Raw genomic sequence first — 13379 nt, forward strand, 5'->3', positions numbered from 1 at the left:
CCGGACGCCCGCGACGAGAGGACGACGATCATGGCGAAGCAGTGGCGGGCGCACGAGGCCGGTCCGGTCGAGGACTGGACGTTCGACGACGTCGACGTCCCGGCACCCGGGCCGGGCGAGGTCACCATCCGCGTCCGCGCGGCCGGGATCAACCCCGCGGATGCCAAGCGCGTCGCGTCCGCGCGACCCGGTGCCGAGTTCCCCGTCGCCATCGGGTACGAGCTGTCCGGTGAGATCGCGGCGATCGGCCCCGATGCGATCGGGGGATCGGGCCCGCTGCGGATCGGCGACGAGGTCGTGGCCTTCCGCGTCCAGGGCGCGTACGGGACGGAACTCACCGTCCCCGCGCGCGACGTGTTCGCCAAGCCCGCGACGCTCTCGCACGCCGAGGCCACGAACCTGCTCCTCGCCGGCACGACTGCGGCCGAGATGATTCAGGTCACCCGCGCGACCGCGGGCGAGACCGTGCTGCTGCACGCCGCCTCGGGGGCCGTGGGCGTGAGCCTTCTGCAGCAGGCGCGGGTGCTCGGCATCCGGGTGATCGGCACGGTCGGTCCCGACGCCGAGGAATCCGCGGAGCGCGTGCGCCGGTTCGGTGGCATCCCCGTCGCGTACGGCGAGGGACTCCAGGCGCGGGTGGTCGAGGCTGCCGCGGGCGAACCCGTCGCCGCCGCGTGGGACGCCGTCGGCACCGACGAGGCCATCGACGTGTCGCTTGCGCTCGTGGCCGAACGCGACCGCATCGTCACGATCGTCGCGCCGCAGCGCGCCGAGTCCGACGGCATCCTGTGGATCGCCGGCGCCCGACCCGAGAGCGCCCGCTTCCGCGACATCGCCCGTGCGCACGTGCTCGAGCTCGCGGCATCCGGGGATCTCGAAGTTCCGGTCGCCCGCACCTTCGCGCTGGCCGACGCCCGCGAGGCCGTGCGGTTCGTGATGCAGGGACATCCGGGCGGCAAGGTCGCGCTGCTGCCGTGACCGGGTCGCCGTTCGTGCTGCCGCCGGCGCCCGCGCGTCTCGAGGTCGTCCGCGAGCGTGTGCGGCTGAGACCGATCGTCGACACCGACGTGGATGCCATGGTCACCTACCGCGGCGACCCCGAGGTCTGTCGCTTCCTCCCGTTCGATCCCCAGAGCGGTGAGGACATCCGGCAGCGCATCGGCCGCCTCTTCGGCGGCACGAGCCTGGCGGGCGAGAACGGGGGAGTGGTCCTCGCCATCGAGCGGCGCGACGACCGGGCCGTGGTCGGCGACCTCGTGCTGTTCCATCTCGACGCGGACTCGGGGACGGCGGAGGTCGGCTGGGTCGTGAGCCCCGCGGCCTCCGGTCGGGGGCTCGCCACCGAAGCCGTGCGGGCGCTGGTGGACACGGCCTTCACGGTCTACGGGCTGCGGCGGCTCGTCGCGCGCATCGACGCCGAGAACACCCGCTCGATCGCCCTTGCGGAACGCCTCGGCATGCGGCGCGAGGCGCACCTCGTCGAGAACGAATGGTTCAAGGGTCGCTGGAGCGACGAGCTGGATTACGCGCTGCTCTCCCGCGAGTGGACGGTACGCGCGTGAGGAGCGCCGCGCGCGGGTGCTACGATCGCAGAATGCGCTTCGGTGGCCTGCTTCTTCTTAGCTGCCGCGACGAGTCCTCGTTCTAAGGGCCTTCCTCGTCGCGGAGCTCGTCGTCGGCCCCTTCAGACAGACAAGAGAAGCGACCCCCTCATGAAGAACACTCAGCTGCCCACGTCCGCTCCGGTCCACAAGTACCGTCCGTTCCACGAGCAGATCCGCGTCGACCTGCCCGACCGCACGTGGCCGAGCAAGCGCATCGAGACCGCACCCCGCTGGTGCGCCGTCGACCTGCGCGACGGAAACCAGGCCCTCATCGACCCGATGAGCCCCGAACGCAAGCGGGTCATGTTCGACCTGCTCGTGAAGATGGGCTACAAGGAGATCGAGGTCGGGTTCCCGAGCGCCAGCCAGACCGACTTCGACTTCGTCCGTCAGCTGATCGAGGAAGACCTCATCCCCGATGACGTCACGATCCAGGTGCTGACCCAGGCCCGTGAGCACCTGATCGCCCGCACCTACGAGTCCATCGCCGGAGCGAAGCAGGCCATCGTCCACCTGTACAACTCCACGTCGGTGCTGCAGCGCGAGGTCGTGTTCCGCACCGACCAGCAGGGCGTCGTCGACATCGCCCTCGAGGGTGCGCGTCTGTGCAAGAAGTACGAGGCCACGATCCCCGAGACGCAGGTCTTCTACGAGTACTCGCCCGAGAGCTACACGGGCACCGAGCTGGAGTTCGCGCTGCGGATCTGCAACGAGGTGCTGGAGGTCTTCCAGCCGACGCCCGAGCGCAAGGTCATCCTGAACCTGCCCGCCACGGTCGAGATGGCCACGCCGAACGTCTACGCCGACTCCATCGAATGGATGTCGCGGAACCTGAACCACCGCGAGAACGTCATCCTGTCGCTGCACCCGCACAACGACCGCGGCACCGCGGTCGCCGCGGCCGAGCTCGGGTACATGGCCGGAGCCGACCGGATCGAGGGATGCCTCTTCGGCAACGGTGAGCGCACCGGCAACGTCGACCTCGTCGCCCTGGGCGTCAACCTGCTGACGCAGGGCATCGATCCGCAGATCGACTTCAGCGACATCGACCAGGTCAAGCGCACCGTCGAGTACTGCAACCAGCTGCCTGTCCCCGAGCGCAGCCCGTGGGCCGGCGACCTGGTCTTCACCGCGTTCAGCGGTTCGCATCAGGATGCCATCAAGAAGGGCTTCGAGGCGATGGAGGCCCGCGCGGCCTCCGAAGGCAAGAGCATCGACGACATCGAATGGGCTGTTCCGTACCTGCCGATCGATCCGAAGGATCTGGGGCGGTCCTACGAGGCCGTGATCCGCGTGAACTCGCAGTCCGGCAAGGGAGGCGTCGCCTACCTGCTGAAGGCCGACCACGCGCTCGACCTGCCGCGGAAGCTGCAGATCGAGTTCTCCGGTGTCGTCCAGGCCCGCACCGATGCCGAGGGCGGCGAGGTGTCCAGCGGCCAGATCTGGGACATCTTCACCGACGAGTACCTGCCCACGACCGAGGACGACCAGCGTTGGGGCCGCTTCGAGCTGCTGTCGACGCGCTCGTCGAGCGACATGTCGGGCGACGTCTCCCTCGAGGTGACGCTGCGCGACGGCGAGTCGACGCACCCGGCTTCGGCGGTCGGCAACGGCCCGGTCGCGGCGTTCCTCGAGATCGTGCGTGCGCAGGGCTTCGACGTCACGCTGTACGACTACGTGGAGCACGCGCTCAGCTCCGGCGGCGACGCGCAGGCGGCGGCGTACATCGAGCTGCAGGTCGACGACCAGCGCCTGTGGGGCGTCGGCATCGACAACGACATCTCGACGGCGTCGCTCAAGGCGATCGTCTCGGGCGTGAACCGCGCGATCCGCACGCGTCAGCGCTCCGGCGCCCTCGCCGGCGTCTGAGACCACGGCCGTGGCCTACACCCACGGACACCACGAGAGCGTGCTGCGTTCCCACGCGGCACGGACCGTCGCCGATTCGGCGGCCTACCTGGTGTCCTCGCTGTTCGCCGGTGCCCGCGTCCTGGACGTAGGCGCCGGCCCCGGCACCATCACCGTCGACCTCGCCGACCGGGTCTTTCCGGGGCAGGTCGTCGGGATGGATGCCGCCCCCGATGTCGTCGAGGTCGCCCGCGCCGCGATCGGCGAGCGGACCAACGTCGAGTTCCGCGTCGGCGACGCGTACGCCCTCGACGCCCCGGACGCCTCGTTCGACATCGTCCACGCCCACCAGACCCTGCAGCACCTGGCGCGCCCGGTCGACGCGCTCCGCGAGTTCCGGCGAGTGGCCGGCCCGGACGGCCTGGTCGCGGCGCGTGACGTGGACTACGGCGGGGTGATCTGGCATCCACGGGTGCCCGCTCTGGACGAGTGGCTCGAGATCTACCACGGCGTGCATCGCGGATCGTCCGGGGAGCCCGACGCGGGCCGCGCGCTCAAGGCGTGGGCGCGCGAGGCGGGTTTCACCCGTATCGAGGCGAGTGCGAGCGTGTGGGTGTTCGACACGCCGGAGAAACGCGCGTGGTGGGGCGGCATGTGGGCCGACCGGGTCGTGGCATCCGCGTTCGCCGGCCACGCCCGCCGTCTCGGTCTCGCCGACGAGGCGACGCTCGAGCGCATCTCCGCCGCGTGGCTCGAGTGGGCCGCCCACCCCGACGGGTGGATCCTCCTCCCGCACGGCGAGATCCTCGCGCGCGCGTAACCCAGGTGTGAGGGGTCGAGATCCGTCGCGGAGGGCATGCGAAGTGACGGATACCGACCCCTCAGGCGTCGGGTACGGGGGTGAGAACGCGGAAGAGCGCCCCTACGCCGACGAAGATGGCGCACGCGAAGGCCGTCTCTATGAGGATTCGTGGCAAGCCGACTGCTCCCCACAGGAGACCGAGGATCACGAGTGCGGTGCCAGCGATGAGCGGTCCGACGCACAGTCGTCGCGCGATGTCTCGGCGTCTCGTGGGCCGACGCGACAACAACACCGCGCCGAAGGAGGCTGAACCGGCGATCACGATCCCCACAATGATGTTCATCCAGGCCGCCTGCCAGTACATCCAGTCCGGATACCAGAGCATCCCGTCAGCCTCGAGTCGGTTGATCACGAGGTCCGCGGGACCGACGATGCCACCGATGACCGTGCTGGCGAGCACGATCGCGAGACCGAGCCGAACGGCATAGCCGGTCGACCACCACCGCCTGGCTGACACCTCCGCCGCCCCTGGAGCCACCTCACCACCGTCACCCGACATGGCACCTGACCTTAGCCCGCCGCCCGCAGCAGGCGCGACGAGGCCACGCCACGCGAATCAGACGTCGTCGACGCGGATGATCGGGATGCCGGTGGTCTCGACCGCCACCTTGCGGCGGTAGAGCTTGCGCTGCTCGGGGAGCGACAGGTCGAAGAGCACGGCGAGCACGCGGATGACGGTCGTCACGACGACGCCGATGACGGCCGCGACGGGGAGCGGCACGCCGAACGCCGCCGCCGTGGCGAGCACGGCGCACCCTCCTCCGGCCGCAACGGCGTACAGGGACCCGACGTGCATGATCGCGACGGGGAGTCCCATGAGCACGTCGCGCAGCACGCTGCCGCCCGCCGCCGCCACGACGCCGACGAACACCGCCGGGACGGCGGGGAGTCCGAGCGCGAGGGCCTTCGACGTGCCGAAGGCGCCGAACAGCCCGATCACGACCGCGTCGAGCAGGACGATCGCGCGGTTGAGGCGTTGGAAGATCCCCGACAGCAGCATCCCGACGAGCGAGGCGACCGTGGCTGTGAGGAGGTACCAGTTGTTCTGCAGAGTCGCCGGGGTGAGTCCTAGGAGCAGGTCGCGGATGAGACCACCGCCCATGCCGAGCAGGATGCCGATGATCGCGACGCCGAGGAGATCGAGGCGGCGCTGGCCCTGGAACCCGGAGGCGAAGAGCGCGCCCTGCACACCTCCGAGGGCGACGGCGGTGAGGTCGGCCCACAGCGGGATGATGAAGACGGGCGGGTTCACGGCATCCATTGTCCCGTCCCGCAGGCGCGGGAACGCGCGCGGCGCACCGCCGACTCCCGGCGTGCCGGGCGGATAATGGACTGTGCCCACCTACCGCGACGAAGTCGTGGTCCTGCGTACCCACAAGCTGGGGGAGGCGGACCGCATCGTCACCCTCCTCAGTCGTCGTCACGGCAAGATCCGTGCCGTGGCGAAGGGCGTGCGCCGCACCTCTTCCCGCTTCGGTTCGCGGCTGGAACCGTTCATGGTGGCGGACGTGCAGCTGTACCAGGGCCGCAACCTCGACATCGTGCAGCAGGCCGAGTCGCTCGGCGCCTACGGGGCCGACATCGCGCAGCACTACGACCGGTACACGACGGCCAGCGCGATGGTCGAGACAGCGGATCGGCTGAACGAGGCCGAGGCCACGCCCCAGCAGTACCTCCTGCTGGTCGGGGGGCTCCGCTCCCTCGCCCGGGGTGATCACGCGGCCCGGAGCGTGCTGGACTCCTACCTCCTGCGCGCCATGGCGCTGTCGGGCTGGGCCCCGGGACTCGGGGAGTGCGCGCGCTGCGGCACGGTCGGGGAGCACGACTACTTCCTCGCCCAACTCGGGGGCGTCGTGTGCTCGGCGTGCGCCCCCGCGGGCTCGCCCCGGGTCGCGCGCGACACCGTCGACCTGCTGCGCGCGCTCATCGCGGGGGAGTGGGACGTCGTGGACGCGGCCCCGGGTCGCACCACCGCCGCCGCCTCCGGACTCGTCGCCACCTACGCCCAGTTCCACCTGGAGCGCGGCATCCGTTCCCTCTCGCACCTGGAATCGAGTCGATGACCCCGAAGCCGTTCACGCACCGCAACGCCGAGCCCTACCGGCCGCTCGATTGGACCGGGGAGTATCCGCCGACCTTCCCGAAGGGATCGGTTCCGGCGCACATCGCGATCGTCATGGACGGCAACGGCCGCTGGGCGAACCGCCGGGGCCTTCCGCGGATCGAGGGCCACCGGGCGGGCGAGGCGACCATCCTCGACATCGTCGCGGGAGCGATCCAGGCCGGGGTGAAGCACCTGTCGCTGTACGCATTCTCCACCGAGAACTGGACGCGGTCGCCCGACGAGGTCCGCTTCCTCATGGGATTCAACCGCGAGGTGCTGCAGCGCCGCCGCGACCAGCTGAACGAATGGAACGTGCGCGTGCGCTGGGCGGGGCGACGGCCGCGCCTGTGGGGCTCGGTCATCAACGAGCTGCAGGCCGCGGAGCGCCTCACCGCGGGCAACGACGGACTGACCCTGACGATGTGCGTCAACTACGGCGGTCGTCTGGAGATCGTGGATGCCATGCGGCGCATCGGCGAGGACGTCGCCGCCGGCAAGGTGAAGCCCTCGGCGATCACCGAGAAGATGATCGCGAAGAACCTGTATCTGCCCGATATGCCCGACGTCGATCTGTTCGTCCGCTCGAGCGGGGAGCAGCGGACGTCGAACTTCCTCCTGTGGGAGTCCGCGTACGCCGAGATGGTGTTCCTCGACACGCTCTGGCCGGACTTCCGTCGCGCCCACCTGTGGGACGCGATCGGTCGCTACGTCTCCCGGGATCGACGCTTCGGCGGGGCCGTCGACACCCCGAGCGCGACGTGAATGCCGTTTTCGGAATAAGCCCCTCACCCGAAAGGTTGCACACGACATGACGGATGCCATCAAGATCGACGTGTGGAGCGACATCGCCTGCCCCTGGTGCTACATCGGGAAGCGCAATCTCGAGAACGGCCTCGCCGCCACCGCCGGTGACGACGACGCACCGGTCGTCGAGATCGAGTACCACTCGTTCGAGCTCTCGCCCGACACCCCCGCCGACTTCGTCGGCGGCGAGGTGGACTACCTCTCCCAGCACAAGGGCATCTCGCCCGCTCAGGCGCGGGAGATGCTCGACCGCGTCACCGGGGTGGCCGCGGACGCGGGCCTCGAGTACCGCTTCGACATCCTCCAGCACACGAACACGGTGAAGGCGCACGAGCTGCTGCACTTCGCCAAGGAGCAGGGGCGACAGCTCGAGCTCTCCGAGCGCCTGATGGCGGCGTACTTCCTCGAGGGCAAGCACGTGGGGCGCGACGACGACCTCGTCGAGCTGGCGGCGGAGATCGGCCTGGATGCCGAGCGGGCACGGGAGGCGCTGGCCTCGGGCCGCTTCCGCGACGCGGTGCGGGCTGACCAGGCGCAGGCCCAGGCGTACGGCATCAGCGGCGTCCCGTTCTTCGTCATCGACGGCAAGTACGGCGTCAGCGGGGCCCAGCCGGTCGAGGCCTTCACGCAGATCGCCCGCCAGGTGTGGGGCGAGCGTCGTGCAGCCGCGAACGAGCCGGAGACCGCGCAGGCGTGACCCCTCCTCCCCAGGCCGTCCCGCGCCCCCCGCGGCACCGCGGGGGTGCGGGGTCTGGGAGAATGGAACGATGACCACGGCATTGGCCCCGGCGCGGACGCTCCGCATCGGCCCCCTCGAACTCGACGCCCCGGTCGTGCTCGCGCCCATGGCCGGAATCACCAACACGGCGTTCCGGCGACTGTGCCGCGAGTACGGCGCCGGGCTGTACGTCAGCGAGATGATCACGACGCGCGCGCTCGTCGAGCGCAACGACACCACGATGCGTCTCATCCGGCACCACGAGTCCGAGACGCCGCGCTCGATCCAGTTGTACGGCGTCGATCCCGCGACCGTCGAGGCAGCGGTGCGCCTGATCGTCGAGGAAGACCACGCCGATCACATCGATTTGAACTTCGGGTGCCCCGTGCCGAAGGTCACCCGACGCGGCGGGGGCGCGGCGCTTCCCTGGAAGACCACTTTCTTCCGCGAGATCGTCGAGCGGGCCGTGCGAGCGGCCGGCGACCTTCCCCTCACGATCAAGATGCGCAAAGGCATCGACACCGACCACCTCACCTATCTCGAGGCGGGACGCATCGCCGAGGGCGCGGGCGTCGCATCCATCGCGCTGCACGCGCGCACGGCATCCGAGTTCTACTCAGGGCACGCCGACTGGAGCGCGATCACGAAGCTCAAAGAGACGGTGACGAGCGTCCCGGTGCTCGGCAACGGCGACATCTGGTCGGCCGCCGACGCCGTCCGGATGATGGAGGAGACCGGCTGCGACGGCGTCGTCGTCGGTCGCGGCTGCCTCGGGCGCCCCTGGCTGTTCGGCGATCTCGCCCGCGCGCTCGGCCGGCCAGGCGCCGCCGCCGGCGAGCCCGTCGACGCGACCCTCGGGTTCGTGGCGCAGGCGTTCCGGCGTCACGCGGAGCTGCTGGTCGAGTTCTTCGAGGACGAGGGGCGCGGATGCCGCGACATCCGCAAGCACGTCGCCTGGTACTTCAAGGGCTACCCGGTCGGCGGTGAGCTGCGCGCGAGCCTCGCGACCGCGTCGACGCTGGAAGAGATCGACGAACTGCTGGCGACGATGGATCTCGAGGCGCCGTATCCCGGCGAAGCGGCCGAGGGCCAGCGCGGGCGCGCCGGTACTCCCAAGCGTCCCGCCCTGCCCGACGGCTGGCTCGACTCCCGCGAGATCGGCGACGCCGCCGGTCGCGCTCTTGCGGACGCGGAGCTCCACCACAGTGGGGGCTGAGTCGGTGGTGGGCGTCGCCCGCCCCTCGGGGTACGACGACGTCGACGCCGCCCGGTTCTTCGAAGAGCAGCACCGCTCCCGGCGCGACGATTTTGCCCGCGACCGCGCCCGCGTACTGCACTCGGCGGCACTCCGCCGTCTCGCGGCGAAGACCCAGGTGCTGAGTCCCGCGAGCCCCGCGGACTTCGCGCGCAATCGCCTGACGCACTCGCTCGAGGTGGCGCAGGTGGGCCGCGAACTGGCGACCGCGCTCGAGCTCTCACCCGACGTCGTCGACACCGCGTGTCTGAGCCACGACCTCGGCCACCCGCCGTTCGGCCACAACGGCGAGCGTGCGCTCAACGAGTGGGCGGAGGACATCGGGGGCTTCGAAGGCAACGCGCAGACGCTGCGCATCCTGACGCGTCTCGAGCCGAAGGTGATCGGCCCCGAGGGTCACTCGTTCGGTCTGAACCTCACCCGGGCGAGCCTGGATGCCACGTGCAAATACCCGTGGACGGCCGACGCGCCCCTGCCTGACCCGGGTGGGCGGTTGAAGTTCGGCGTCTACCCCGACGACGAGCCGGTGTTCCACTGGATGCGCGACGGCGCCCCCGGCCGGGTGCGCTGCATCGAGGCCGAGGTCATGGACCTCTCCGACGACATCGCCTACTCGGTGCACGACTTCGAGGACGCCGTCGTCAACCGCTACATCGACCCCGCCACCCTGGCGTCCCCGGCCGGCCACGAGTCCCTCCTCACGGCGATCCAGACGTGGGTCGGATACGACTTCTCGCGCGACGAGCTCGCCGATGCCCTCTACCGCCTCATGCGGCTACCCGAGTGGATCGGCGAGTTCGACGGCTCGCGCCCGGCGCTGGCGCGACTGAAGAACCTCACCTCCGATCTGATCGGTCGCTTCGCACGCGCGGCCACCACGGCCACCCGTGACGCCTACCCGGCGAGCGATCTCACGCGCTACCGCGCGCACGTCGTCGTCCCGCGCGTCGTCGAGGCCGAGATGGCGGTCCTCAAGGGCATCATCGGCGCCACGGTCGTCTCGATCGACGGCCGCAAGGCGCTGTACCGCGAGCAGCGACGCGTGCTCAAGCGTCTGGCATCCGCCCTGTGGGAGAACCCGGGGTCGCTCGACACGCTGCACCTGCCCGACTTCGAGAGCGCTCCGGACGACACGGCGCGGCGCCGTGTCGTCGTCGACCAGGTGGCGAGCCTGACCGACCAGCTCGCGATCGCCTGGCACGGCCGTCTCGTGGGCGAGGTGGATGCCGCCGAGCTCGGTGTCTGGGCACCGGGCGCCCGACCGCCGCGGGGAGCGGATGCCTGATGGCGGGGCGTATCCGGCAGGCCGACATCGACGAGGTCAAGGCGCGGGTCAACATCGCCGACGTCGTCGGTGACCGCGTCGCGCTGAAGCCCGCCGGCGTCGGGTCGATGAAGGGCCTGTGCCCCTTCCATGACGAGCGCAGCCCCAGCTTCCACGTGCGCCCGCAGGTCGGGTACTACCACTGCTTCGGCTGCGGCGAATCGGGGGACGTGTACTCGTTCCTGCGCGCGATGGACCATGTCTCGTTCACCGAGGCCGTCGAGCGCATGGCCGCTCGTGTCGGCTACACGCTCCACTACGAAGACGGCGGAGCCGCCCCCGAGACGACGGGGCGTTCGCGTCTGTACGCGGCCAACGCCGCGGCCGCGGAGTATTTCCGGGCGCAGCTGATGTCGCCCGAGGCCGACACCGCCCGCCGGTTCCTCGGCGATCGCGGGTTCGACGCGGGCGCGGCCGCGCACTTCGGCGTCGGCTACGCGCCGAAGGGGTGGTCCTCGCTCATGGACCACCTGCTCGGGCAGAAGTTCTCGCGCGACGAGCTCGTGCAGGCGGGCCTGGTCTCCCAGGGGCAGCGCGGGGTCTACGACCGGTTCCGCGGTCGGGTCGTCTGGCCGATCCGCGACGTCACCGGGCAGGTGATCGGGTTCGGCGCCCGCAAGCTGTACGACGACGATCAAGGACCCAAGTACCTCAACACACCCGAGACGCCGATCTACAAGAAGGCGCAGGTGCTGTACGGGCTCGACCTGGCCAAGCGCGACATCTCGCGCGAACACCGGGTCGTCGTGGTCGAGGGGTACACCGACGTCATGGCCTGCCACCTCGCGGGGATCACCACCGCGATCGCGTCGTGCGGCACCGCCTTCGGCAGCGACCACATCACGGTCCTCCGGCGCGTGATGGGCGACGACAACGCCTCCGGCGAGGTCGTGTTCACCTTCGACCCGGATGCCGCCGGCCAGAAGGCGGCGCTGCGCGCCTTCGCCGACGAGAAGCGGTTCGCCGCGCAGACTTACGTCGCCGTCGCACCCGAGGGCCTCGATCCGTGCGACCTGCGCCTGCAGCGCGGCGACGGCGCGGTACGCGCGCTCATGGACACCAAAGCGCCGATGTTCGAGTTCGTCATCGACCAGCGCCTCAAGGACTACGACCTCTCCAGCGTCGAAGGGCGCGCGGGTGCGCTGAGGGCCGCGGCACCGATCGTGGCGGACATCCGCGACCCCGCGCTGCGGCCCGGCTACATGCGTGTCCTCGCCCGACGCCTCGGACTCGACATCCCCGAGGTGCAGGGCGCCGTCGAGCGCGCCGCACGCGGCGCCGATCGGGCCGAGAGACGAGAGACCACGCGCGGGGGAGCGACGGAGGCTCCGGCGCCGGTCGCGGTGTCGGTGACGATGGCGCAGCTTCCGAACACCCGCGACGTCGCCCTCGAGCGCGGTGCGATGATGGCGTTCCTGCAGTACGGGCACCGGATCGAACCCGACCTGTTCCTCCGCGCCCTGCAGACGCCGTTCGGCCACCCCGCCCTCGAGGCGGTCCGGAGCACACTGGCATCCACGGATCTGTCCCAGCCCGGCTGGGCCGTGGCCGCCGTCGAGGCGGTGCGCGAACCCTTCCGCACCCTCGCGGCCGAACTGCTCACGGCGGAGTTCCCGGCGCGGAACGAAGAAGGTGCCGTGGCCTCGGCGAACGACCTCGCGCGCGGCCTCCTCGTCCGTGAGCTGCAACGGGAGAAAGACGAACTGCTGCGCGGTATCCAGCGCGTCCCCGCCGACTCCGAGGAGGGCCGGCGGCTGCGGCTGCGGCTGCGCGAACTGGATGCCGATCGTCAGCGCTTGACCGCTTCCTGACGCGTCGCGGTGGCGTCGGCACGATCCGTCAGGGAGGATGTCCACATGCCCCGGACCCTGGACACCGCCGTCGCCATCCGAGCCGACGATCTCTCGCTCGCCCGCCACGGCGTGCGCGTCATCGACGGGGTCGCCTTCACGCTGCCGGCGGCGCGGAGTCTGGTGGTGATGGGGCCGACCGGATCCGGAAAGACGTCTCTCGTGTCGCTGCTGGCCGGGCGCCCGGACGAGGGTCTCAGCGTCGTCGGGGGAGACGCGCGCATCCACGGCATCTCGGCGCGGCATCCGGGACGCGCTGTGCGCGAATGGACGTTCCACACTGGCTATCTGCCCCAGGGCGCCGGGGCGAACCTGCCCGCGCGGCTGACGGTGCACGAGGTCATCTCGGAACCGATCACGGCCCGCGACCGCCGGGTGAACACGCGTGCCCTGGCGGTGCGCGTGGCGACGCTCCTCGATGAGATGGAGCTGCCGCTGGGGACGGCGCCGAAGTATCCGTACGAGCTGAGCGCCGGAATGCGCCAGAGGGTCGCGCTCGCGCGTGCCCTCGTGCTGGAGCCGCGCCTGTTCGTCGCCGACGACCTCTACGCGAACCTCGACGTCGAGGTCCGTCGCGCCGCACGCACGGCGATCACACGTCGACGTGACGAGCGCGGGATGGCCTCGCTCGTGGTGACGAACGACGCCGATGCCCCCCGTGACCTGGATGCCGACGTGCTCGTGCTGCGCGGCGGCCACGTCGTGGCCTACGGGCACGGTGCCGAGGGGCTCCAGTGGACCCCGGACGGCGCGCCCGACCGACGGATTTCGGCCGGCTGATTTTTCCGCTGCGCCGGGGTGCTGTTAGTATCGTCTGGTTGCCCACCGCCAGGCGGGCATGATCCTCGGTAGCTCAATTGGCAGAGCAATCGGCTGTTAACCGATAGGTTCTTGGTTCGAGTCCAAGCCGGGGAGCGAGAGATCCGCGTCCATCTAAACGCGCCTCTCACCTAGGCCCGGGCTTCCACCCCGGGCCTTACCTTTTGCCCGGGTCTTCCTCGACGACGAGC

13 protein-coding genes and 1 tRNA gene are annotated in these 13379 nt (G+C 70.5%); 12 read left to right on the plus strand and 2 right to left on the minus strand.

The annotated features are described in order from the left end of the window. Positions 1–30: 30 nt before the first annotated feature. From BW982_RS01740 to BW982_RS01755, 4 genes are all read left to right on the plus strand, one after another. Complete coding sequence (locus BW982_RS01740; protein ID WP_076490378.1) at positions 31–978, plus strand: quinone oxidoreductase family protein; 948 nt, start codon at positions 31–33, stop codon at positions 976–978. Further along, positions 975–1562: a GNAT family N-acetyltransferase gene (locus tag BW982_RS01745; protein ID WP_076490379.1), complete on the plus strand. Its 588-nt coding sequence runs from the start codon at positions 975–977 to the stop codon at positions 1560–1562. Before BW982_RS01740 ends, BW982_RS01745 begins: the two co-directional genes overlap by 4 nt. 150 nt (positions 1563–1712) lie before the next feature. Then, positions 1713–3473 (plus strand): 2-isopropylmalate synthase, encoded by a 1761-nt coding sequence (gene leuA, locus BW982_RS01750; protein ID WP_076490380.1) that lies wholly within the window; start codon positions 1713–1715, stop codon positions 3471–3473. A 10-nt stretch (positions 3474–3483) separates the two neighbouring features. Next, positions 3484–4272, plus strand: a complete 789-nt coding sequence (locus tag BW982_RS01755; protein WP_076490381.1) for a methyltransferase domain-containing protein — start codon at positions 3484–3486, stop codon at positions 4270–4272. Between the two features lie 61 nt (positions 4273–4333). On the opposite strand, the gene BW982_RS01760 is transcribed toward BW982_RS01755, so the two are convergent. After that, a complete protein-coding gene (locus tag BW982_RS01760; RefSeq protein WP_076490382.1) occupies positions 4334–4771 on the minus strand; it encodes a hypothetical protein in 438 nt (145 codons plus the stop codon). A 99-nt stretch (positions 4772–4870) separates the two neighbouring features. Then, positions 4871–5566 carry a trimeric intracellular cation channel family protein gene (locus BW982_RS01765; protein ID WP_139327299.1) on the minus strand — a complete coding sequence of 232 codons (696 nt, stop codon included), beginning with the start codon at positions 5564–5566 and terminating at the stop codon, positions 4871–4873. An 82-nt stretch (positions 5567–5648) separates the two neighbouring features. Between BW982_RS01765 and recO the strand changes: the two genes are divergently transcribed. From recO to BW982_RS01805, 8 genes are all read left to right on the plus strand, one after another. Continuing rightward, complete coding sequence (gene recO, locus BW982_RS01770; RefSeq protein ID WP_076490384.1) at positions 5649–6377, plus strand: DNA repair protein RecO; 729 nt, start codon at positions 5649–5651, stop codon at positions 6375–6377. Continuing rightward, positions 6374–7180: an isoprenyl transferase gene (locus BW982_RS01775; RefSeq protein ID WP_076490385.1), complete on the plus strand. Its 807-nt coding sequence runs from the start codon at positions 6374–6376 to the stop codon at positions 7178–7180. The genes recO and BW982_RS01775 overlap by 4 nt, the downstream gene beginning before the upstream one ends. 46 nt (positions 7181–7226) lie before the next feature. After that, a complete protein-coding gene (locus BW982_RS01780; protein ID WP_076490386.1) occupies positions 7227–7919 on the plus strand; it encodes a DsbA family oxidoreductase in 693 nt (230 codons plus the stop codon). Positions 7920–7989: 70 nt separating this feature from the next. Next, positions 7990–9156: a tRNA dihydrouridine synthase DusB gene (dusB, locus tag BW982_RS01785; RefSeq protein ID WP_076490387.1), complete on the plus strand. Its 1167-nt coding sequence runs from the start codon at positions 7990–7992 to the stop codon at positions 9154–9156. Next, entirely contained in the window at positions 9146–10480 is a 1335-nt protein-coding gene (locus BW982_RS01790; protein ID WP_076490388.1) for a deoxyguanosinetriphosphate triphosphohydrolase, read from the plus strand. The genes dusB and BW982_RS01790 overlap by 11 nt, the downstream gene beginning before the upstream one ends. After that, entirely contained in the window at positions 10480–12330 is a 1851-nt protein-coding gene (dnaG, locus tag BW982_RS01795) for a DNA primase (RefSeq protein ID WP_076490389.1), read from the plus strand. Before BW982_RS01790 ends, dnaG begins: the two co-directional genes overlap by 1 nt. 45 nt (positions 12331–12375) lie before the next feature. Further along, on the plus strand, positions 12376–13149 hold the full coding sequence (locus tag BW982_RS01800; protein WP_076490390.1) for an ATP-binding cassette domain-containing protein: 774 nt from the start codon (positions 12376–12378) through the stop codon (positions 13147–13149). 62 nt (positions 13150–13211) lie between these two features. Further along, a tRNA-Asn gene (locus BW982_RS01805) sits at positions 13212–13284 on the plus strand. The last annotated feature ends 95 nt before the right edge of the window (positions 13285–13379 follow it).

The sequence above is a fragment of the Microbacterium sp. RURRCA19A genome, assembly GCF_900156455.1.
Taxonomy (GTDB): domain Bacteria; phylum Actinomycetota; class Actinomycetes; order Actinomycetales; family Microbacteriaceae; genus Microbacterium.

Coding starts and splice junctions, on each gene's coding strand:
- dnaG (WP_076490389.1), top strand. CDS start 10,480: ATGGCGGGGCGTATCCGGCAGGCCGACATCGACGAGGTCAAGGCGCGG.
- leuA (WP_076490380.1), top strand. CDS start 1,713: ATGAAGAACACTCAGCTGCCCACGTCCGCTCCGGTCCACAAGTACCGT.
- BW982_RS01780 (WP_076490386.1), top strand. CDS start 7,227: ATGACGGATGCCATCAAGATCGACGTGTGGAGCGACATCGCCTGCCCC.
- BW982_RS01775 (WP_076490385.1), top strand. CDS start 6,374: ATGACCCCGAAGCCGTTCACGCACCGCAACGCCGAGCCCTACCGGCCG.
- dusB (WP_076490387.1), top strand. CDS start 7,990: ATGACCACGGCATTGGCCCCGGCGCGGACGCTCCGCATCGGCCCCCTC.
- BW982_RS01740 (WP_076490378.1), top strand. CDS start 31: ATGGCGAAGCAGTGGCGGGCGCACGAGGCCGGTCCGGTCGAGGACTGG.
- BW982_RS01800 (WP_076490390.1), top strand. CDS start 12,376: ATGCCCCGGACCCTGGACACCGCCGTCGCCATCCGAGCCGACGATCTC.